Origin of the sequence: Microbacterium sp. 13-71-7, assembly GCF_002257455.1 — a bacterium.
Classification (GTDB): domain Bacteria; phylum Actinomycetota; class Actinomycetes; order Actinomycetales; family Microbacteriaceae; genus Microbacterium.
Map to the genome: position 1 here is coordinate 1 of NZ_NCKN01000054.1, position 19,419 is coordinate 19,419.

20 protein-coding genes and 5 tRNA genes are annotated in these 19,419 nt (G+C 71.5%); 22 read left to right on the plus strand and 3 right to left on the minus strand.

Annotated elements, in window-relative coordinates; all coding sequences use genetic code 11:
* Positions 1-156 precede the first annotated feature (156 nt).
* Both B7X32_RS07390 and B7X32_RS07395 read right to left on the minus strand, forming a co-directional pair.
* Complete coding sequence (locus B7X32_RS07390; RefSeq protein WP_292718105.1) at positions 157-558, minus strand: hypothetical protein; 402 nt, start codon at positions 556-558, stop codon at positions 157-159.
* Positions 559-562: 4 nt separating this feature from the next.
* On the minus strand, positions 563-1,306 hold the full coding sequence (locus B7X32_RS07395; RefSeq protein WP_292718107.1) for a CDP-alcohol phosphatidyltransferase family protein: 744 nt from the start codon (positions 1,304-1,306) through the stop codon (positions 563-565).
* A gap of 29 nt (positions 1,307-1,335) precedes the next feature.
* Here B7X32_RS07395 and B7X32_RS07400 point away from each other — a divergent pair, with 29 nt between their 5' ends.
* The 9 genes from B7X32_RS07400 to B7X32_RS07440 are packed head-to-tail and all read left to right on the plus strand — an operon-like array spanning position 1,336 to position 11,315.
* Positions 1,336-2,358, plus strand: coding sequence for a zinc-binding alcohol dehydrogenase (locus B7X32_RS07400; protein WP_292718109.1), 1,023 nt, complete (start codon positions 1,336-1,338; stop codon positions 2,356-2,358).
* The gene (locus B7X32_RS07405; protein ID WP_292718112.1) at positions 2,355-2,750 is read left to right on the plus strand and encodes a 6-carboxytetrahydropterin synthase; all 396 of its coding nucleotides are present in this window, start codon (positions 2,355-2,357) and stop codon (positions 2,748-2,750) included. Before B7X32_RS07400 ends, B7X32_RS07405 begins: the two co-directional genes overlap by 4 nt.
* Positions 2,747-3,775, plus strand: coding sequence for a glycosyltransferase family 4 protein (locus B7X32_RS07410; protein WP_292718114.1), 1,029 nt, complete (start codon positions 2,747-2,749; stop codon positions 3,773-3,775). The genes B7X32_RS07405 and B7X32_RS07410 overlap by 4 nt, the downstream gene beginning before the upstream one ends.
* Complete coding sequence (locus tag B7X32_RS07415; protein ID WP_292718116.1) at positions 3,772-4,587, plus strand: SAM-dependent methyltransferase; 816 nt, start codon at positions 3,772-3,774, stop codon at positions 4,585-4,587. The genes B7X32_RS07410 and B7X32_RS07415 overlap by 4 nt, the downstream gene beginning before the upstream one ends.
* Positions 4,575-5,540, plus strand: a complete 966-nt coding sequence (locus B7X32_RS07420; protein WP_292718118.1) for a lysylphosphatidylglycerol synthase domain-containing protein — start codon at positions 4,575-4,577, stop codon at positions 5,538-5,540. Before B7X32_RS07415 ends, B7X32_RS07420 begins: the two co-directional genes overlap by 13 nt.
* Positions 5,537-6,289, plus strand: a complete 753-nt coding sequence (locus tag B7X32_RS07425) for a RibD family protein (RefSeq protein WP_292718120.1) — start codon at positions 5,537-5,539, stop codon at positions 6,287-6,289. The genes B7X32_RS07420 and B7X32_RS07425 overlap by 4 nt, the downstream gene beginning before the upstream one ends.
* Complete coding sequence (locus B7X32_RS07430) at positions 6,286-7,959, plus strand: CDP-alcohol phosphatidyltransferase (RefSeq protein ID WP_292718122.1); 1,674 nt, start codon at positions 6,286-6,288, stop codon at positions 7,957-7,959. Before B7X32_RS07425 ends, B7X32_RS07430 begins: the two co-directional genes overlap by 4 nt.
* A gap of 30 nt (positions 7,960-7,989) precedes the next feature.
* Complete coding sequence (gene pta / locus B7X32_RS07435) at positions 7,990-10,128, plus strand: phosphate acetyltransferase (protein ID WP_292718124.1); 2,139 nt, start codon at positions 7,990-7,992, stop codon at positions 10,126-10,128.
* Entirely contained in the window at positions 10,125-11,315 is a 1,191-nt protein-coding gene (locus tag B7X32_RS07440) for an acetate kinase (RefSeq protein WP_292718126.1), read from the plus strand. The genes pta and B7X32_RS07440 overlap by 4 nt, the downstream gene beginning before the upstream one ends.
* Before the next feature lie 18 nt (positions 11,316-11,333).
* Here the strand turns inward: B7X32_RS07440 and B7X32_RS07445 are convergent, their stop codons facing one another.
* The gene (locus B7X32_RS07445; protein ID WP_292718128.1) at positions 11,334-13,334 is read right to left on the minus strand and encodes an ATP-dependent helicase; all 2,001 of its coding nucleotides are present in this window, start codon (positions 13,332-13,334) and stop codon (positions 11,334-11,336) included.
* Positions 13,335-13,484: 150 nt separating this feature from the next.
* Between B7X32_RS07445 and B7X32_RS07450 the strand changes: the two genes are divergently transcribed.
* The 13 genes from B7X32_RS07450 (at position 13,485) to B7X32_RS07510 (ending at position 19,389) form a co-directional block, all read left to right on the plus strand.
* Positions 13,485-13,560, plus strand: a tRNA-Val gene (locus tag B7X32_RS07450).
* Positions 13,561-13,687: 127 nt separating this feature from the next.
* On the plus strand, positions 13,688-14,161 hold the full coding sequence (locus tag B7X32_RS07455) for an SRPBCC domain-containing protein (protein WP_292718129.1): 474 nt from the start codon (positions 13,688-13,690) through the stop codon (positions 14,159-14,161).
* Positions 14,158-14,472: a metalloregulator ArsR/SmtB family transcription factor gene (locus tag B7X32_RS07460; RefSeq protein ID WP_292718130.1), complete on the plus strand. Its 315-nt coding sequence runs from the start codon at positions 14,158-14,160 to the stop codon at positions 14,470-14,472. Before B7X32_RS07455 ends, B7X32_RS07460 begins: the two co-directional genes overlap by 4 nt.
* Positions 14,473-14,563: 91 nt before the next feature.
* A complete protein-coding gene (locus B7X32_RS07465) occupies positions 14,564-15,358 on the plus strand; it encodes an SDR family oxidoreductase (protein ID WP_292718132.1) in 795 nt (264 codons plus the stop codon).
* Between the two features lie 154 nt (positions 15,359-15,512).
* Positions 15,513-15,588: transfer RNA gene (locus tag B7X32_RS07470), tRNA-Gly, on the plus strand.
* Positions 15,589-15,636: 48 nt separating this feature from the next.
* Positions 15,637-15,707, plus strand: a tRNA-Cys gene (locus B7X32_RS07475).
* Positions 15,708-15,737: 30 nt separating this feature from the next.
* A tRNA-Val gene (locus B7X32_RS07480) sits at positions 15,738-15,809 on the plus strand.
* Between the two features lie 197 nt (positions 15,810-16,006).
* A complete protein-coding gene (locus B7X32_RS07485; protein WP_292718134.1) occupies positions 16,007-16,255 on the plus strand; it encodes a helix-turn-helix domain-containing protein in 249 nt (82 codons plus the stop codon).
* Positions 16,256-16,283: 28 nt separating this feature from the next.
* Positions 16,284-17,324: a hypothetical protein gene (locus B7X32_RS07490; RefSeq protein WP_292718136.1), complete on the plus strand. Its 1,041-nt coding sequence runs from the start codon at positions 16,284-16,286 to the stop codon at positions 17,322-17,324.
* Between the two features lie 38 nt (positions 17,325-17,362).
* On the plus strand, positions 17,363-17,632 hold the full coding sequence (locus B7X32_RS07495; RefSeq protein WP_292718138.1) for a hypothetical protein: 270 nt from the start codon (positions 17,363-17,365) through the stop codon (positions 17,630-17,632).
* Between the two features lie 108 nt (positions 17,633-17,740).
* Complete coding sequence (locus B7X32_RS07500; RefSeq protein ID WP_292718140.1) at positions 17,741-18,250, plus strand: hypothetical protein; 510 nt, start codon at positions 17,741-17,743, stop codon at positions 18,248-18,250.
* Positions 18,251-18,676, plus strand: coding sequence for a DUF6283 family protein (locus B7X32_RS07505; RefSeq protein WP_292718142.1), 426 nt, complete (start codon positions 18,251-18,253; stop codon positions 18,674-18,676). It abuts the gene before it with no gap.
* Positions 18,677-19,316: 640 nt separating this feature from the next.
* A tRNA-Trp gene (locus B7X32_RS07510) sits at positions 19,317-19,389 on the plus strand.
* Positions 19,390-19,419 lie beyond the last annotated feature (30 nt).

Here is a 19,419-nt window from a genome sequence, read left to right on the forward strand (position 1 = left end):
CCCTCGGCCTGGCCCGCGAGTGCACGGCTAACTGCCGAGTGCACGGCCTGTTGGCGTGCAGAATCCGTGCACACGGCAGGATCCCGTGCACCCGGCAGGATCCCGTGCACTCGGGCTCGCGCCCGGGCTCGCCTGGGGGGCGGGCGGAGCACTCGCTCAGCGACGCGACGGCGATCCGCCGCGCAGCACCAGCACGGTCGTCACCGCGAGCACGACGATCCCGATCGACTCCACGACGACCGTCTGGGGCACGAGGGTGAAGGTCCACACCTCGGTGATCCCGAACAGCCCCACGGTGAGGGCGAGCAGGAGCGCGCCGAGGGTCGCGATCAGGAACAGCAGGGACAGCACCGTCGCCGCCTGCAGGAGCCTGCCGCGGAGCAGGGCCATCCCGATCGCGAGCACGAGCGCCGCGACGGCGTTGAGCACGAACAGCACGCCGAGGATCCCGCCGACCCCGTCGAACACGAGGAAGAGGTGGATCCCGCCGGTGGCGAGGAGGACGAGCGTGCTGAGGATCCGCATGACCCGCAGCGCCGGGGTGGTGGTCGACGTCATCGTGCTACCTGCTTCCGTCTCGAGCCGAGGCCTTCTGGGGTGACACGAGGCGCGCGTCCGCGCGGTTCATCCGGACCGCCCAGAGGACGTCGCGCCCGAACGACTCGAGCAGCAGCAGGAGCGCGCCCGCCGCGGCGATCACGGCGGCGATCGGGGGCAGCACCTGCGCCGCGATGACGGCCAGCACGATGCCGCAGGCGGCGGCGACGACCTTGCGCCAGTACCGGAACGGCAGGGGGCGCCCGAGGAACGGCAGCACCCATGCGGCGGCGACGAACGCGTACCGCATGAGCCCGAGCGCCAGCACCCAGCCGCCCACGAACCGCACGTCGTACACCGACAGCACGAGCAGCAGGAACGCGTCGACCTCCATGTCGAAGCGGGCGCCGAGCTCGCTCACGCTGCCGGTGCGGCGGGCGACGTACCCGTCGACGCCGTCGAGCGCGAGCGCGACGGCCACGATCGCCACGAGGAGTGCGGGGGAGATCCTGTCCGTGAGAGAGGTCGCGACGAGGCCCGTCGCGATGCCGACGAGCATCGACCGGGTGGCGGTGACGGCGTTGGCGGCGCCGAAGCGCGTACTGCCACGGCGCCGGAGCCCGCGAGAGACCAGGACGGAGGACACGATCAGGTAGCCGAGCGCCGCCGCCCACCCCGCGGGGGAGAGCGGCGCCGAAGCGCCGATCGCGAGGAGCACGAGGACTCCTGCGGCCACCCAGAACCAGGGCGTGAGCTGAACCTTTCGCATCCGGCCTCCGTGTTACTTTCATGGTAGTCATGGGTGACACGACGCAGCGGGCGGTCGAGGTTCACGCGGATCGCGCCGAGGCGGCGACCGCGTGGTGGACCACGGGCCGCGGTCGCGGCGAGTTCCGCAGCGAGCCCGTGCGCTCTCCCGGTCCCGGAGAGGCCTCGGTGCGCACGCTGTGGACCGGGATCAGCCGCGGCACGGAGGCGCTCGTCGCGCGCGGCATGGTCCCTCCCTCCGAGCACGAGCGGATGCGTGCGCCCTTCCAGGACGGCGACTTCCCGTTCCCGGTGAAGTACGGCTACCTCAACGTCGGCGTGGTCGAGGTGGGCCCGGTCGAGCTGCGCGGACGGACGGTGTTCGGGCTGCTCCCGCATCAGTCGCGCTCCGTCGCCCCCGTGGAGGCCCTCCTGCCCGTGCCGGAGGGCGTGCCGGCGCGGCGGGCCGTGCTCGCCGGCGCGGTGGAGACCGCGGTGAACGTGCTCTGGGACGCGGCGCCCGCGATCGGCGATCGCGTGCTCATCGTCGGGGCGGGGATGATCGGCTGCGCCCTGGCCCGGCTCGCATGCGGGATCCCCGGGACCGAGGTCACCGTGGCCGACCTCGACCCGGGGAAGCAGCGGGTCGTGGAGGCGCTCGGGGCTCGGTTCGCCCGCGCCGTCGATCCGCCCGGCGAGGCGGACGTCGTGATCGAGGCCAGCGGTTCCGGCGCCGGGCTGCAGCTCGCCCTGCGGGCCGCGCCGACGGACGGAGAGGTCGTCGTGGCGAGCTGGTACGGCGCCGCCCCCGTGCCCTTGGAGCTCGGCGCGGACTTCCACTCCCGCCGGCTGAGCATCAGATCGAGCCAGGTCGGCGCGGTCGCGGCGAACCGGCGTTCCCGGCGGTCGACGCGGGAGCGCCTTGCCCTCGCGCTCCGGCTTCTGGAGGATCCGGCGTTCGATCTGCTGCTCGGCGCGACCGCCTCGTGGCGACAGCTGCCCGAGGTGACCGCGGGCCTCGCCGACGGCACCGCCGCCGCGCTCTGCCAGACCATCGATTGGAGCAGGGAATGACCTTCGCCGTGACCGTCCGCGACCACCTGATGATCGCCCACAGCCTCCGCGGCGAGGTCTTCGGCCCCGCGCAGCGGCTGCACGGCGCGACCTTCGTCGTCGATGCCTCGTTCCGCGCCGCGGAGCTGGATCCGAACGGCATCGTCGTGGACATCGGACGAGCCTCGGAGGCGCTGCACGAGATCGTCGGCGCCCTGTCGTATCGCAACCTCGACGACGAGCCGGACTTCGAGGGCCTCAACACCACGACCGAGCGCCTGTGCCAGGTCATCGGCGACAGGCTCGTGGAGCGGGTGCGCGACGGCGGTCTCGGCGATGCCCGGCTGACCGGCATCGCCGTGACCCTGCACGAGTCGCACATCGCCTGGGCGTCCTACGAGGTGACGATGTGACCGGCCGACCGCTGGCCTTCCTCGTCCCGGAGGGGATCGACGACCCCGCCCGGGTGAGCGGCGGGAACGTCTACGACCGGCGTGTGCGCGACGGGCTCGGCTCCCGCGGATGGCGCGTCACGACCGTCGAGACGGGGGACGCCTCCGGCGCGACCGAGGCGCTCCGGGCGGTGCCGCGCGGAGCGACGGTCCTCGTGGACGGCCTCGTCGCCCTGTGGGCGCCGGAGGCCGTCGCCGAGGCGGCGGCCCGCGTGCGGACGGTGGTCCTCGCGCACATGGTCGCCGCGGCGTTCCCGGATGCGACCGCGCCGATCGTGGCCGCCGAGCGTCGCGCACTGGCTGCGGCCGACCACGTCGTCGTGACGAGCCGGTGGACCGCGGAGGAGCTCCGCCGGCGCGACCTGGTGGCGGACGGACGGGTGACGGTCGCGCCGCCGGGCGTCGACGTGCCGCCGGAGCGGTCGCTCGCCGATGCGGGGAAGGAACCGCCTCGGCTGGATCTCCTCTGCGTCGGCGTCGTGGCGCCGCACAAGGGGCAGGACGTGCTGCTCGCCGCGCTCGACCGGCTGCCCGGACGGGCCTGGACGTGCCGGATCGTCGGATCCCCCCGGCCGTTCGGCGCGTTCGCCTCCGCTGTGACGCGCACCGCGCAGCGATTCGACGGCAGGGTGCTGCTCACCGGCGTCCTCCGCGGTCCGGAGCTCGCAGCGGAGTATCGTCGCAGCCCGCTGCTCGTGGCGCCGTCACGCGTGGAGAGCTCGGGAATGGCGATCGCCGAGGCCCGCGGTCACGGGGTGCCGGTCCTGGCCGCGCAGGTGGGCGGCATTCCCGACACCGTGTCCGGCGGAGGGGCCGTCCTGGTCCCGCCCGACGATCCGATCGCGCTCGCCGCCGCCCTCGACGCGTGGATGATGGATCCGGCGCTGCGCCGCCGGCTCCGTGCCGAGGCCCGTGCCGCGCGCGCCGGACTTCCGACCTGGGCCGCCACCGTGGCCGCGGTGTCCGAGGCGCTGGAGCCCTCATGAGCTCGCTCTCGACGGCCACCGCCTCGTGGCTCGCGCTGCGGGCCGCCGCGGATGACACGGCGCGCTCGACCGAACTCGCCGGCCTGCTCGCGCGACTGCTCCCGCTCGGGCCGGTCGTGCTGCACGATCTCGGAGCAGGGACCGGTGGCATGACGCGATGGCTCGCCCCGCGGCTGCCCGGTCCGCAGGAGTGGGTGCTGCGCGACGGGGACGCGGCGATCGTCGACCATCTCGACCTCGACGCGGTGACGGACGACGCAGGGCGGCCGGTCCACACCACCGTCGTGGTCGAGGCGCTGGAGACCCTGGAGCTCCGGGCGTTCGACGGGGCGTCCGCGGTGACGGCGTCCGCGCTGCTCGACGTCCTCACCCGTGAGGAGGCGGCCCGAATCGTGTCCGCCTGCGTCGCCGGCGGCGCTCCCGCGCTGTTCAGCCTGTCGGTGACGGGCGTGGTGATCCTCGACCCGCCCGATGCGCTCGACGTCGCGATCGGGGACGCCTTCAACGCGCACCAGAGGCGGGACGCCGAAGGACGCCGGCTCATGGGACCCGATGCGGCCCCTGTGCTGGCGCGGCTGTTCGCCGACGCCGGATGGGGCGTCCGCACGGCGCCCGCGCCCTGGCATCTCGGCACGGCGGACGCGCCCCTGATCGCCGCGTGGCTGGACGGCTGGGTCGGCGCGGCGGTCGCGCAGCGCCCGGAGCTCTCGGACGACGCCGAGGCCTATCTGGTGCGCCGCATCGCGCAGCTCGCCGAGGGCGCGCTGCGCGTCACCGTCTCGCACCAGGATGTGCTCGCATGGCCGCGCTGAGCCCCGCTCCGGGCGGCCTCGTGGGACAGGCGCCGGTCGCTGCGGAGCGGCGGCGCGACCGCCCGAGGATCCGCCTCGCCGTCCGCATCGTCGCCGGGGCGGCGATCCTGGCCGCCACCGCGCTGGTCGTCGGCCTCGGTCCCTTCGTCCGCGGGATCGCGGCCATCTCGCCGCCGTCAGTGCTGGCGGCGCTCGTGCTGGCGGCGATCGCGACCGCGGCCGCCGCCTGGCGCTGGCGGGTCGTCGCGACCGGGTACGGGCTGACGCTGAGCCGACGCGAGGCGTTCGCCGCGTACTACCGGTCGCAGTTCCTCAACGCGGTGCTTCCGGCGGGCGTCCTCGGCGACGTCCATCGCGCCTGGGCTCATGGCCGTGGCCAGGCCCGTGTGGGCGTCGCAGCGCGAGCGGTGGTCGCCGAACGGCTGCTCGGGCAGGTCGTCCAGATCGTGCTGACGCTCGCGGTACTGTTGCCGCTGGGGCTCGGGTCCTCGCTCGTGCCGCTCGCGTGGTCTGCCGGCGCGATCGCGGTCCTGGTCGCCGTCGTGGCGGCGTCGGCGGCGCTCCTGCCGCGTCCGCGGCGGATCCTGCGCCGGGAGTGCGCCCTGCTGCGCCCGGTGCTGGCCCGCCCCGCCGCGCTGTCGGCGATCGTCCTGGCCTCGGCCGTGGTGGTGGCGTCGCACGTCGCGCTGTTCGTCGTGGCGTGCCTCACGGTCGGCCTGCCGCTCGACGGCGGGATCCCGGCCGTCGGGCTCATCGTGCTCGCGGCATCCGCGATCCCGGTCAACGTCGGGGGCTGGGGGCCGCGCGAGGCGGTCGCCGGGGCCGCCTTCGCGCTCGTCGGACTCGGCGCATCGGCCGGAGTGTCCGCCTCGACGGCGTTCGGCGTGCTGGCCCTCCTCGGCGTCGCGCCCGGGGCCGTCGTGCTCTTCCTCGCTCGGAGGAGGAGGCCATGAGCGACCGCCCGTACGTGACGCTCAGCTGCGCGATGTCGATCGACGGATATCTCGACGGGTCCACCCCGCGCCGTCTCGCCATGTCGAACGCGGCCGACTTCGACCGGGTCGACGAGGTCCGCTCCCGCAACGACGCGATCCTGGTCGGCGCGTCGACGGTGCGCCGGGACGATCCTCGGCTGCTCGTGCGGGATGCCGGACGGCGCGCGCGCAGGCTGTCCTCCGGCTGTGCCGCATCGCCGGTGAAGGTGACCGTGACCGCGTCCGGCGAGCTCTCGCCGGACGCCGCGTTCTTCACCGCGGGTGACGTGCCGCGCCTCGTGTACACCCCGTCGGCGGGCGAGCGCAGACTGCGCGCACGCCTCGGCGACCGGGCGACCGTGGTCGGCCTCGGCACGGAGGTCACCATGGCGGCACTGCTCGAGGACCTCGGCGAGCGCCGCGCGGTGCGCAGGCTCATGGTCGAGGGCGGCGGGACCGTGCTGACGCAGTTCCTGCAGGCCGATCTCGTCGACGAGCTGCAGCTCGTGATCGCGCCGTTCTTCGTCGGCGAGCCGGGGGCGCCCAGGGCCGCGGCGGCGGGGCGCTATCCGTGGACGGCCTCACGTCGCGCACGTCTGGCCGAGACCCGGCAGATCGGCGATGTCGTGCTGTTGCGCTACGCGCTGTCGGACCGCTGCGACGTCCGACCGGATCCGGGCTCCGCCGCCGGCGCGCATCACGCGGCAGCCGCCTCCGAACGATCATGAGCACCTCCGCCGGGATCCGGATCCCGCCAGGCACCCGCCTCGCGTCGTCATCGCCGCGGGGGAGGGGCCGTGCCGCGGTCGCCTCCGCGATCGCGGCGCTCGTCCTGCTCCCGCTCGCGCCCGGGCTGCTGGCCGCCGACGGGCTCGCCGCCGGGACGCCGGGTCTCATCGGCATCCCCGTGGAGTCCCTGTTGATCGTGATGCTGCTCGTGATCGTGCCGTGGCGGGTCGTCCGCCGCGTCCTCGCCGCGATCTTCGGCGGGTTCGTGACCGCGGCCGTCGTCCTCGCGGGGATCGACCGCGGCTTCCGGGCGACCGTCGGCACTCCGTTCGCCCTCGTGGACGGGCCGCAGCTCGGATCCGCCTACGGGGTGCTCGTCGATGCCGTGGGCGCCTTCTCCGCCGAGCTGATCCTCCTCGGGCTCCTCTGCGCGGCGCTGGCGTGCGCCACGGCGCTGGCCTGGGCCGCGCTGCGCGTCTCGGGTGTGGTGCGGGAGCGCACGACGGGACGGGCCGTGATCGCAGGACTCGCGGCGACCTGGCTGATCGCGGGCGTCGTGGCGCCGCCGCCGGCCGGTGCGCCTCTCGCCGCAGCGGCATCGGTCGGCTCGGTCGAGGTCGCGGTGTCGAACACCGAGCGCGTGCTCGCGGCGCAGGCGGCGTTCTCGCGCGCCGTCGCGGAGGATCCGTTCGCCGAGGTGCCGCCGGACCGGCTCCTCGCCGGGCTCCGCGGCAAGGACGTCGTCATCGCCTTCGTCGAGAGCTATGGCCGGGTCGCGCTCGAGGGGCCGGAGATCGCCCCCGGCGTGACGGACGTGCTCCGCGCCGGGAACGCCTCCCTCGTCGCCGAGGGATACACCGCGCGCAGCGCCTGGCTCACCTCGCCGACGTACGGCGGGATCAGCTGGCTCGCCCACGGGACGCTCCAGACGGGCGTGTGGACGCCCACGCAGTCCGCGTACGACCAGCTCGTCGCGAGCGAGCGCCTCTCCCTGAGCCGGGCCTTCGGAGACGCCGGGTGGCGGACGGTGTCCGATGTGCCCTCGGACTCGGAGACCTGGAACGTCGGCGCCTCGTTCTATCACTACGACTCCCTGCTCGACGCCCGGGACGTCGGCTATCGCGGCCCGGGTTTCGGGTACGCCAGGATCCCGGACCAGTTCACGCTCAAGCACTTCGCCGACACCGAGCTCGCCGGCCCGCACGACCCCGTCATGGCGGAGATCGATCTGGTGTCCTCGCACACGCCGTGGGCGCCGCTGCCGCGGCTCGTCCCCTGGGCGCAGATCGGCGACGGCTCCATCTACGACGCGCAGCCGGGGCAGAGCGAATCCGCGGGAGCGGTGTGGCAGAGCGCGAAGACGGTCCAGCGCTTCTACGGTCAGTCGGTGCAGTACTCGCTCGGCGCGCTCTTCTCCTTCCTCTCGAACGTCGACGATCCGAATCTCGTGGTCATCGTCCTCGGCGACCACCAGCCCGCGGCGATCGTGAGCGGCGCCGGTGCCTCGCACGACGTGCCGATCAGCGTCATCGCCCGCGATCCGGCGGTCTTCACCGCGATCGACGACTGGGGGTGGACGTCGGGCCTGCGCCCCGGCGACGCCTCCCCGGTCTGGCGCATGGACGCCTTCCGGGACCGCCTGTTCGCCGCGTTCGGCGCGAAGCCCTGAACGGAGCAGGGGGACCCGTAGGCTGGGGGCGTGGCGAAGAGCATCCTCATCACGTCCATCGAAGGCCACTCCGGCAAGTCGCTGATCGCGCTGGGCGTGATCGACGCGCTGAGCAGGGCCACCGCCAGGGTGGGCGTTTTCCGCCCTGTCACCCGTTCGAGCGATGGCACCGACGACGTGCTGGAGATGCTGCTGAGCCGCACAGAGGTCGGCCTCGGCGCGGCCGAGTGCATCGGCGTCGGCTACGACGAGCTCCATGCCGATCCCGACGCGGCGCTCGGGAGGATCCTGCAGCGCTATCGGGCGGTCGAGGCGCAGTGCGACGCCGTCGTGATCCTGGGCAGCGACTACACGGATGTCGCGGCTCCCGCGGAACTCGGCGTCAACGCGCGGATCGCGGCGAACCTCGGGGCGCCCGTGCTGCTGGTGCTCGGTGGCCGTGACACCGCCGGCCATGGCGAGCGTCTCGGCGTCACCGGTGCGCGCACCCCCGCGCAGCTGGGCCAGCTCGCCCGGCTCGGCATCGCAGAGCTGGCGCAGGAGCGGGCGGTGCTGTCGGCGATCGTCGTCAACCGCGCCGACGCCGCGCAGCGGGAGCAGATCAGCGCGGCTGTCACGGCGGTGCTGGGTGAGCGGCCGGCGGGCGCAGCCGATGACGTGCCCGTGTGGGTGGTCCCGGAGGACCGGTCGCTCGTCGCCCCGTCCGTCCGCGGCGTGCGGACAGCGCTGGAGGGCCGGATGATCCGGGGCGACGAGGAACTGCTCGACCGCGAGGTGCTCGACGTCGTGATCGCGGGCATGTCGATGGTCAACGTGCTGCCGCGGCTGATTGAGTCGTCCGTGGTCGTGGTGCCGGCGGATCGCGAAGAGGTGCTGCTGGCCACGCTGCTGGCGCAGGCGGCCGGGACCTTCCCGTCGATCGCCGCGATCGTGCTGAACGGGCCGTTCGCCCTTCCGGAGCCGATCGAGCGCCTGCTCGACGGACTGGGCCCGCGGGTGCCCATCATCGCGACAGGCCACGGCACCTACGACACGACCGTGCGCATCATGAACGCCCCCGGTCGTCTCTCCGTGGACGCCCCGCACCGGGTGGGTCGGGCCCTCGCGCTGTTCGAGCAGAACGTCGACGTGCCGGCGCTCATCGCGCGGCTGGGCGTCGCACGCTCGGATGTCGTGACGCCTCTGATGTTCCAGTACGAGCTGTTCGACCGGGCGCGCACCGAGCGCCGCACGATCGTGCTGCCCGAGGGCGGCGACGACCGCGTGCTCCGCGCGGCGGGGGCGGTCCTCGCGGGCGGGATCGCCGACCTCGTGATCCTCGGCGAGGAGGCCGCGGTGCGGGCGCGAGCCCGGGAGCTCGGGGTCGACCTGGACGCGGCGCGCATCGTGTCGCCCACGGATCCTGACCTCGTGCCGCGTTTCGCGGAGGAGTACGCGCGGCTGCGCGCGCACAAGGGCGTCACCGTCGCCCAGGCGGCGGACACCGTGACCGACGTCTCGTACTTCGGCACGCTCATGGTGCACCTCGGCCTCGCCGACGGCATGGTGTCCGGTGCCGCGCACACCACCGCGCACACGATCCGCCCGGCGTTCGAGATCATCAAGACGAGGCCGGGGGTCTCCGTGGTGTCCTCGGTCTTCCTGATGGCCCTCGCGGACCGCGTGCTCGTGTACGGCGACTGCGCGGTGATCCCGGATCCCACGAGTGAGCAGCTCGCCGACATCGCGATCTCCTCCGCCGCGACGGCGACCGCGTTCGGCATCGATCCGCGCGTGGCGATGCTCTCGTATTCGACGGGGGACTCCGGATCCGGCGCCGAAGTGGAGAAGGTGCGCACGGCGACCGAGCTGGTGCGCGAGCGCGCCCCTGAGCTGCCGGTGGAGGGGCCGATCCAGTACGACGCGGCCGCCGATGCCGCGGTCGCCAGGGCGAAGCTCCCCGGCTCCTCGGTGGCCGGGCGGGCGACCGTGTTCGTGTTCCCGGACCTGAACACCGGCAACAACACCTACAAGGCCGTGCAGCGCTCCGCCGGCGCGGTGGCCATGGGGCCGGTGCTGCAGGGGCTCAACAAGCCGATCAACGACCTCTCCCGCGGCGCTCTCGTCGAGGACATCGTCAACACGATCGCGATCACCGCGATCCAGGCCCAGCAGGGGAGCGCAGCGTGAGCATCGTCCTGGTGATCAACAGCGGGTCGTCCTCGTTCAAGTACCAGCTCATCGATGTCGAGGGCGGCCGGTCCCTCGCCTCGGGACTCGTCGAGCGCATCGGGCAGCCCGAGGGACGCGCGGTGCACGTCGACGCCGAGGGGAACGAGACCGAGCGGACGCTGCCGATCCCCGATCACACGGCCGGCTTCCAGGTGATGCTGGACGCGTTCGCGGCGCACGGGCCGTCGCTCGCGGAGTTCCCGCCCGCGGCCCTCGGGCACAGGGTGGTGCACGGCGGCGCCCGCTTCTTCGAGCCGACGCTGATCACCCCGCTCGTCGAGATCAACATCGACGAGCTATCGGCGCTCGCGCCGCTGCACAACCCAGGGGCACTCCAGGGCATCCGCGCCGCGAAGACCGCCTTCCCCGACGTGCCCCACGTCGCCGTGTTCGACACCGCGTTCCATCAGACCCTCGCCCCCGCGGCGTACACCTACGCGATCGACCGGGAACTGGCCGAGGCGCACCGGATCCGCCGGTACGGCTTCCACGGCACCTCGCACAAGTACGTGTCGGAGGCGGCCGCGGCGTTCATCGGCGGCGAGCGGGAGGATCTGCGGCAGATCGTGTTCCACCTCGGCAACGGGGCCTCGGTGACCGCGGTGCGCGGAGGGCGCTCGGTGGAGACCTCGATGGGTATGACGCCCTTGGAAGGTCTCGTGATGGGCACGCGTTCGGGCGACATCGATCCCGCCGTGCTGTTCACCCTGGCGCGTCGGGCCGACCTGACCATCCACGATCTCGACGAGCTGCTGAACACGCGCAGCGGCCTCAAGGGGCTCGCGGGTGTCTCGGACATGCGCGACGTCCTCACCCGTGCCGCCGCGGGGGACGAGGCTGCGACGCTCGCCTTCGACGTGTACATCCACCGCCTGCGTGCGTACGCGGGCGCCTACCTCGCGCAGCTCGGCGGTGTCGACGTGATCTCGTTCACCGCCGGCGTGGGGGAGAACAACGCGCTCGTGCGGCGCGAGGCGATGGCGACGCTGGGTTTCGCGGGCATCGAGATCGATCCTGCACGGAACGAGGCGCCGGGATCGGGGATCCGCGTCATCTCGACGGATGCGTCCCGGGTGACGGTCCTGGTGGTGCCGACGAACGAGGAGCTCGAGATCGCCCGGCAGACGGTGCAGATCCTGCCCTGAACCCCTGCGCCTCCGGCGTCAGGCGAACAGCGCGTCGAGCTCGCCCAGGCTCACGCGAGGGCCCGGGGCCGCGTCCTTCCTGGTCGGCTCGGCGATCCGCGCGTCGACCACCGTCATGCACGAGAGCGCCTCGCTGGTGAGGAACCGGCTGGGCTTGGCCTGCACATGACGGGCGGTGAACGCGGTCGGATGCGTGGGGAGCGTCGCCGGGGCGTAGACGCTCAGCGTGTCGCGTGCACGGGTGAGACCGACGTAGAACAGGCGTCGCTCCTCCTCCAGACCGGCATGCGAGGTGAGGGCCATGTCGGAGGGCATCGCGCCGTCCGTGGCGCGAAGGAGGTGCACGTGCGACCATTCCAGGCCCTTCGCCGAGTGGATCGTCGACAGGGTCACCCAGTCCTCGTCGAGGTGCGGCTGCGCGGCCCAGTCTCCCGCCCGCGTCACCGGGTCGATCGCCTGCTCGCCGACGAAGGTGCGCAGGTCGCTCTGTCGCCCTGCGGCTTCGGCGATCTCCTGGACGTCTGAGGCCCGGCGCTGCCAATCGGGGTAGTGCTGCTCCAGCAGCCCGGACACCGCGTCGTGGCAGGCCTCGACGAGCTCGGACACCGGAGACCCGGCGTCCACGACGCCGAGCAGCGAGAGCGTGGTGGCGAGCCCGACGCGGGCGGTCGGGGGCGCTGCGGCGATCGCCTCGGATCCTCCGGCGATGCCCTGATCCGCGAGGATGCCGGCGAGTCGCCGCGCGCTGACCTTCCCGAGGCCGCGGTGCCGCGTCAGCAGCCGGTACCACGCGATCTCGTCGGCCGGATTGAGCACGACCCGGAACGCCGCCAGGAGGTCCCGCACGTGCGCGGTCTCGAGATAGCCGATGCCGCCGAACTTCACGAAGGGGATGTCGCGGACCTTGAGCTCCACCTCCAGCATCGCGCTGTGCGAACCGGTGCGCATCAGCACGGCCTGCTCCCGGAGCGGCACGCCGTCGGCGTGCACCGCGAGGATCCGGTCGGCGATCACGCGGGCCTCCTCATCGGCGTTCTCGCATCGCACGAGCTCCGGCCGCGGTGCGGCTCCCGTGCGGTCGGCGACGAGGCGGATCGGGAAGTCCTCCGGGCGGGCGGCGTTCGCGAGGTCGAGGATCGGCTGCGTGGAGCGGAAGTTCCGCTCCAGGCGGATGAGCTCGGCCTCGGGATGGCTGTCGAGGACCTCCTGCAACTGCCCGGCGCCGGCGCCGCGGAAGCCGTAGATCGCCTGCGCGTCGTCGCCCACGACGGTCAGGCCGCGGCCGTCGGGAGCCAGCCCTCGCACGATGTCCGCCTGCACGCGGTTCACGTCCTGGTACTCGTCGACCAGGATCCAGTCCCAGCGCGCACGCAGTCTCGCCCCGACGTGGGGATCGCGCACGAGCGCGCGCCAGGCGACGAGGAGGTCATCCAGGTCGAGCAGCCCGCGCGCCCGCTTGCGCTGCGCGTAGGCGCGGAGGAGTCCCATGATCTCGTCGGCATGGCCGAGCGCCCAGGGGAACTGGTCCGAGATCACCTCGCGGCCGGGTTTCTCCAGGCTCACGGCGCGCGACGCGATGTCGGCCATCGCCCTGCTCGTGGGCATCCGCCTGTCGGTGCCGTCCAGGCCGTGCTCGCTGCGCAGGAGATCGAGGAGATCGACGACGTCGTCGGGCGCCAGCACGGTCACGTCGGCCAGCCCCAGATGCTGCGCATACTCGGCGACGACGCGGTGGGCCACGGCGTGGAACGTGCCACCGGCGATGCGCTGGGCGAGCGCCGTGTCACCGACCATCGCCGCCGCGCGCGCGGTCATAGCGGCCGCGGCGCGGCGCGTGAACGTGAGGAGCAGGATGCGTTCCGGTGGCACGCCCGTGTCGATCAGCCGTGCCACCCGGCTGGTGAGCACGCGGGTCTTCCCCGTCCCGGCGCCGGTGGCGACGACCAGCGGCCCCTCGCCGTGCTCGACGGCGCGCCGCTGCATCTCGTCCAGCTCTTCGATCGCTTCTGTGCTGCTCACGGACGAGACGGTAACCGGCCCCTCGGACATCGATGCGCGCGGGGGAGCGGATCCGCCCTGCGCCACGCCCGGCCGACGGGCGCTGTCCGTGGTCGGTCCGTCGATCGGGTATGCTCTTTACCTGTGCCTCAGGCACGGAAAATCCCTTCGGGGCGATTGGCGCAGTTGGTAGCGCGCTTCCTTCACACGGAAGAGGTCGTCGGTTCGAGTCCGGCATCGCCCACCACGGAAAGCCCCTGGTCTCGACCAGGGGCTTTCGTCTTCCCCGGACCGCAGCGCGCAGGTTCCTGTAACCTGTGGGTTGCAGGAGGGTTCTCGCAGCCGCCCTCCGCATCCCCACGGGAGGCACGTCCATGGAGAGCACCGACCGCACACCGCCCGCCGTCGTCGACGAGGCCGCGTTCTCCGTCACGCGGAGCATCGCGATCGCCGCGTCCGCAGCCAAGGTCTGGCGCGCGATCACGGAGCCGGAGCATCTCTCGCTCTGGTTCGGACGCACCGTGCTCGACGGGGCAGGGGTCGGCACGATGACCTTCGACGGTCACGGTGTCGTCCCGATCCGGATCGAGTCGATCGATGCGCCGCGGTCCGTGACCTATCGCTGGAGCAATGACAACGCCCTGGGACGGATGCCGGCCGAGGTCGACGAGGCGAACTCGACCGTGTTCACCTTCACGCTCGAGCCCGAGGGGGACGGAACGCGCCTCACTGTCGTCGAGTCGGGCTTCGATCGCACCTCGGATCCGCTTGCGAACCTCGAGAGCCACCGCGAAGGCTGGAACATCGAGCTCGACAAGCTCGTCGCGCTGTTCGGGGGCCACGAATGACCCCGTCGCTCGTCTCGGTCTTCGCCGCGCTGGGGGATGAGACGCGGTGGAGCATCCTCGCCGCGCTCGGGGACGGGGATGCTTCGGCGTCGGCCCTCGCCGAGCGGTTCCCGGTGTCCCGGCAGGCCATCGCGAAGCATCTGACGGTGCTCGCGGAGGTCGGCCTGGTCGAACCCGTCCGCGTGGGACGCGAGGTGCGCTACCGCGTCGTCGGTGCAGAGCTCAACGCGACCGCGCGACGTCTCGACGAGATCGGCCGGCAGTGGGAGAGCCGGCTGGTCGCCATCAAGGAGATCGCCGAGGGGCTCTAGGTGCCCCGCCAAACTGCAACCAACCTATTGCAGCAAGGATCCTGGATGTGCAATTCTGAAGTTGCACAACTACAGGGATGGAGGCGGCATCATGCTGCTGGAGAACAAGGTCGCGGTGATCCACGGCGGTGGCGGATCGATCGGCGCTGCGGCGGCGAGGGTCTTCGCGCGGGAAGGGGCGCGGCTATTCCTCGCCGGACGCTCGCTCCCTCGCCTCGAAGCCGCGGCATCCGCGGCGAGGGCGGAGGGGGCGGTGGTCGCCGTCGCGGTCGTCGATGCCATGGACCAGGCTGCCGTCGACCGGCACGCGGAGGATGTCGTGGCGAGTGCTGGGCGCATCGATGTCGCGCTCAACGCGGTCGGCTTCGACCATGTGCAGGGACTGTCCATCGGCGACACGTCGCTGGACGACTATCTGCACCCGGTCGTGGGGTACCTGCAGACGAACTTCGTGACGGCGAAGGCGGTGTCTCGGCAGATGATCGCGCAGGGCGGCGGCGTCATCCTGACGATCTCGACGCCGGGAGCCCGCCTGACGGGGCGCGGGCTGATCGGCAACGCGGCGCAGTCTGCAGGGCTCGAAGGCTTCTCCCGCGCGCTCGCGGGTGAGCTTGGACCGCACGGGGTGAGGGTCGTGTGCGTGCGCCCGCACGCCATCTCCGACGCGATGGAGACGTCCTACACGCGGGAGATGTTCGGCCGTATCGCCGCGACCGGCGATGTCCCGATGGAGGAATGGGTCGGAGGACTCGCCGGCACGACCCTGCTCGGACGCCTCCCGGTGCTCGACGAGGTGGCGGAGTACCTCGCCTTCGCGGCATCGGACCGGGCCGCCTCGATGACCGGGGCGATCGCGAATCTGTCTGCGGGGGCGCTCGTCGACTGAGCCGCGCGATGAGGGGGTTCCGGTGGGACGTGCGGCACTCGCGATCCCTCCGGAATCCCGCTGGACACGCCCGAGAACGGGCCTCGGTTTGGCGAAGCCCCGAACCTCGGCTAATGTATTTCAAGTGCCCGGGACACCGGGGAAAACACAAAACGCGGATGTAGCGCAGTTGGTAGCGCACAACCTTGCCAAGGTTGGGGTCGCGAGTTCGAGTCTCGTCATCCGCTCCAGTGCAGGAGCCCCTTCGGGGGCTTCGGCATGTGGGTTCGAATCCACATGGTGGCGTGGCCGAGAGGCTAGGCACCGGCCTGCAAAGCCGTTTACACGGGTTCGAATCCCGTCGCCACCTCGCTTCTTTTAAACTGAATAGCCTGAACAGGCGCGATTGGCGCAGCGGTAGCGCGCTTCCCTGACACGGAAGAGGTCACTGGTTCGATCCCAGTATCGCGCACAACAAAATGCCCCGGATTTCCGGGGCATTTTTGGTTGCTGGGGGAGTGCGGGAAGCACGACTTCGCGTATCTTTCGCGTATCCGAACGGCATACGGAGCGGGCGGGGCGCGGCAGATTCGTGCTCACGCCAGCGGGGTCCGGGCTGTTTCGTTGACATGTGGCGACGCAAGAGAAGCCACCGCGCATAGAGCAGCCATGACTGTGACCGCGCACGAACCCCTTCGAGTCCGCTCGGCCGGCGCCAAGGCCATCGCCGCGTCTTCGGAGCGGGGCGAGCTCATCGACGTCGCCGAGGCGGCCGGCATCCTTGGCGTGTCCACGCGGAGCGTCCGCAGATACATCGCCGAGGGGTACCTGCCAGCACGCAGGTTCGGTCCGAAGCTCATCCGTATTCGAAGGTCCGACCTCGAGGTGATGGGCGAGAACGTCATTCGCGCGTCCTGAACACCTCGGGCCTGGGTACATCCCGGGCATGCCGAAGACACAGCCGTCGCCCGCCACACTCCGCGGTCAGCTTGCCCGCGGTCGGGAGGTCTCAGCGGACACTGCCCGCCGCCTGCGCGAGCAGGCGCGGCGCACGGACGGGCGCTTCGGGGAGCAGGCTCGCACCGCCCCAGATGTGACGCTCCCCACGGCCAGCGGGGCTGCTGCCGTATATGGGCGTATCAACTCGCCCAGGACGCTGCCGCGCCGGTACACCCCGGACGAGGTGCGGCGGTTGCTCGCCGTCGTCAAGCATGTCCGCGCCCGGAACGTGGACGTGTGGTTGGGGGATGCCCGCCGGTTCACCATCGACGGCATCATGCACTCGCGCCGCGGTGGACGTGACCGTTTCCTCACCCTGCAGTTCTCCACCGACCCGTCCCACCTCAAGCAGATGCAGGACCTCAGCGACCGTGACGGCATGCAGGGCATCGCCATTCGCGACCCGCAGGAAGGCCGTCCGGGCGCACGGTACGACCCGGAGCGGGTCTTGGAGGTCCACGTCTTCCACCAGGGACGCGCAGCGGTCCAGTTCGTGTCCCCGGCTCGGCTCGTGGAGCTCACCCATCAGTGGTTCGCGTCAGGGCAGGATGAGCCTCTGGTCACGGCTCACACAGAGGACGACACCCCAGCCACCCAGCAGAACTATCGGGCGATGAATCCGTTCTCGAACCGCTATCGGGATGACCGCACACGCCCGTCGGGGATGCGCGACTACGCGACCTGGTGGCGGGAGCCGGCGGAGCAACGGGGCCTGGGGTTCATGGATGGAGACTCATGCGTGGTGACTGAACGCGGCTTCGACCTGCTCGAGTTGAAGAACGGTCACGGTGAACTGGAAGGGCGGATGAAAGCCGGGCAGCGGATGACTCTCGAAGCCTGGGGACGCTTGGAGGGCTGCCGTGCGTTCGCGGTGGACGAGAACGGCACATCCGACCGCACCCAGGTCGTCGAATACTCCGGTGGTCGTGGCATTGCGTACGAGTCGTCCCTCGCGGAGATGCACGACCGTCTGACCGCCGACGCATAGGGGCTCCCATGCCCACAGCATTCAGCATCCCCGAGCATATGACGTTCGCTGTCGCACGCGGCCTGGTCGCCGGCGCCGCACGCCCCGGCGAGGTGCTGGTCGTGAACGCGACCGGTGCGGATGACATCGACCCGGCTGTGGTCGGTGAACTCGCCCGGGCCCTCGCCGCGTGCGGTGCCGAGAGCATCATCATCGTCAACGCTGCACCCGCCGTCGAAGAAGGGCTCCGTCGAGGGCGCGAGCGTGCCGAGGCGTCTGTCCCGATGAGCTTCCGTTCCGTCGCCGCTGACCGGCTGCTGCGCAATTGACGTCGCCGGCACCGTTCGTCACCCGCGCATGAGCGCCCCATGAACGTAGAACTCTTCCGCACCGTCGGTGGGTCTCACCTGTACGGTCTCGCGCACGCAGGCAGCGACGTGGACATGACCGTGGTCACGAACAGTCGTGCCCAGCGGGCCCAGCACTTGTACGTGGGTGAGGAAGACCACATGCATCTGGGGTTCGATTACCTGCTGCGGCAGGCCCAGGCGGGCTCGCATCAGTCGTGCGAGGCCGCGTTCTCGCGCTCGAAGGTCTTCACCCGGCAGGGTGAGCCCTACCGCGCCATGCTCAGCGGCCTGCGGGTGACCTCGCCGGAGGCGTTCGCGAAGTATGAGCGCACCATCACCCTCTTCTCGTTCGGGGATTTCAAGCGCCGCCGTCACGCGGTGCGCCTCGCGTTCAACCTCCGCGACCTGCGGCGTTCCGGCCGGTTCGACCCGGAGCTCACGCCGATTCAGCAGGCACTCGTGAACGCATATGCGAAGGTGCTCCGCGATGCGGACCTCGTCGCACAGCTGCTGCCAGGGCGGGGTACACGGTCGGAGGACACGGCTCGGCTTAGACGCGAGGGGCGTCGTTTCGGGCGTTCGTGCGAGGATGCCTGAATGAGCAGCGAACAGGATGAGCCGCGCAGGCGGCCGTGCGCATCCTGCCCGTACCGGCGTGATGTCCCCAGTGGCGTCTGGCACCCGGACGAGTACGCGAAGCTGGCGCTGTACGACGGGGAAACGCACGAGCAGCCGGTCGCGGTGTTCCACTGCCACCAGGGCAGCGGTGACGTCTGCGCGGGCTGGCTCGGGCACCGTGACCCGCTGGACCTTCTCGCTGTGCGTATCGGTTTCAGCGAAGGTCGTCTGAGCGCAGCATGTCTCGAGTACTCGACGACCGTCCCATTGTTCGAGTCCGGGACCGCAGCTGCCGAGCATGGCACGCGTGAGGTCGAACACCCCTCGCCGGAGGCGGTCGAGGTCATCCGGAAGGTCATCCGCGTCCGGTCCGGCTCCGCTGAAGGCCCCGTGTCACTCACGTAGCGGCACGGCTGCGCATAGCGGGTGGGTGACCGCGCCCATTCCTCTTGCTGAGCTTGCACGGACGATGAGGCTCCCTGCGGTCGCCGCTGCCGCCGAGCTGAATGTGCACCCGGAGTCTGTCCGCCGGGCGCGCCGCCGGGTGCGTGTAGCACCTGACTTCGTCCGAGCCCGTGACCTGCTGCAGGACGGCGCCAGCTACCCGGAGGCAGCGCGGACCATCGGGGTGTCCGCGGCCCGGTTGCGCCGGCGTCTTCCCGGGTTTCAGGCCACTCACGAGCACCGGGCCATCATGGCGGCCATCCACGCAGATGCGCGCCTACGGAGCTTGCACGCGGAAATCTCTGCTTGACACTGTTGTATCTGGCACGTGTATATTTGCCACTCCGCTTTACCTCCATGTCAAAGGGACATCATGCGCACGCTCATCGCACAACTCGGGAACACCCCGAGCGTGAAGCGTGCCCACGCGCCCTTCGGCGGGCAGCCCTGGTTCGCCTACCCGGCGAATGACGGCTCAGGAGGCAAGGTGTAAGCGAGTGAACTCGCTGTACGCAGAGCCTCCGAAGCCAGCCGGCATCGGGGGCTTTTTGTATGTCGCGGCACCGGCAGTAGCCCCGCGCATAGACACAACAGAACATGAAGGGGCGTCGCCTAGCGGCCTAGGGCACCGGTCTCCAAAACCGGCATCGCAGGTTCAAATCCTGCCGCCTCTGCGGAACGCCCTCGACCTGTGTGAGCAGGAC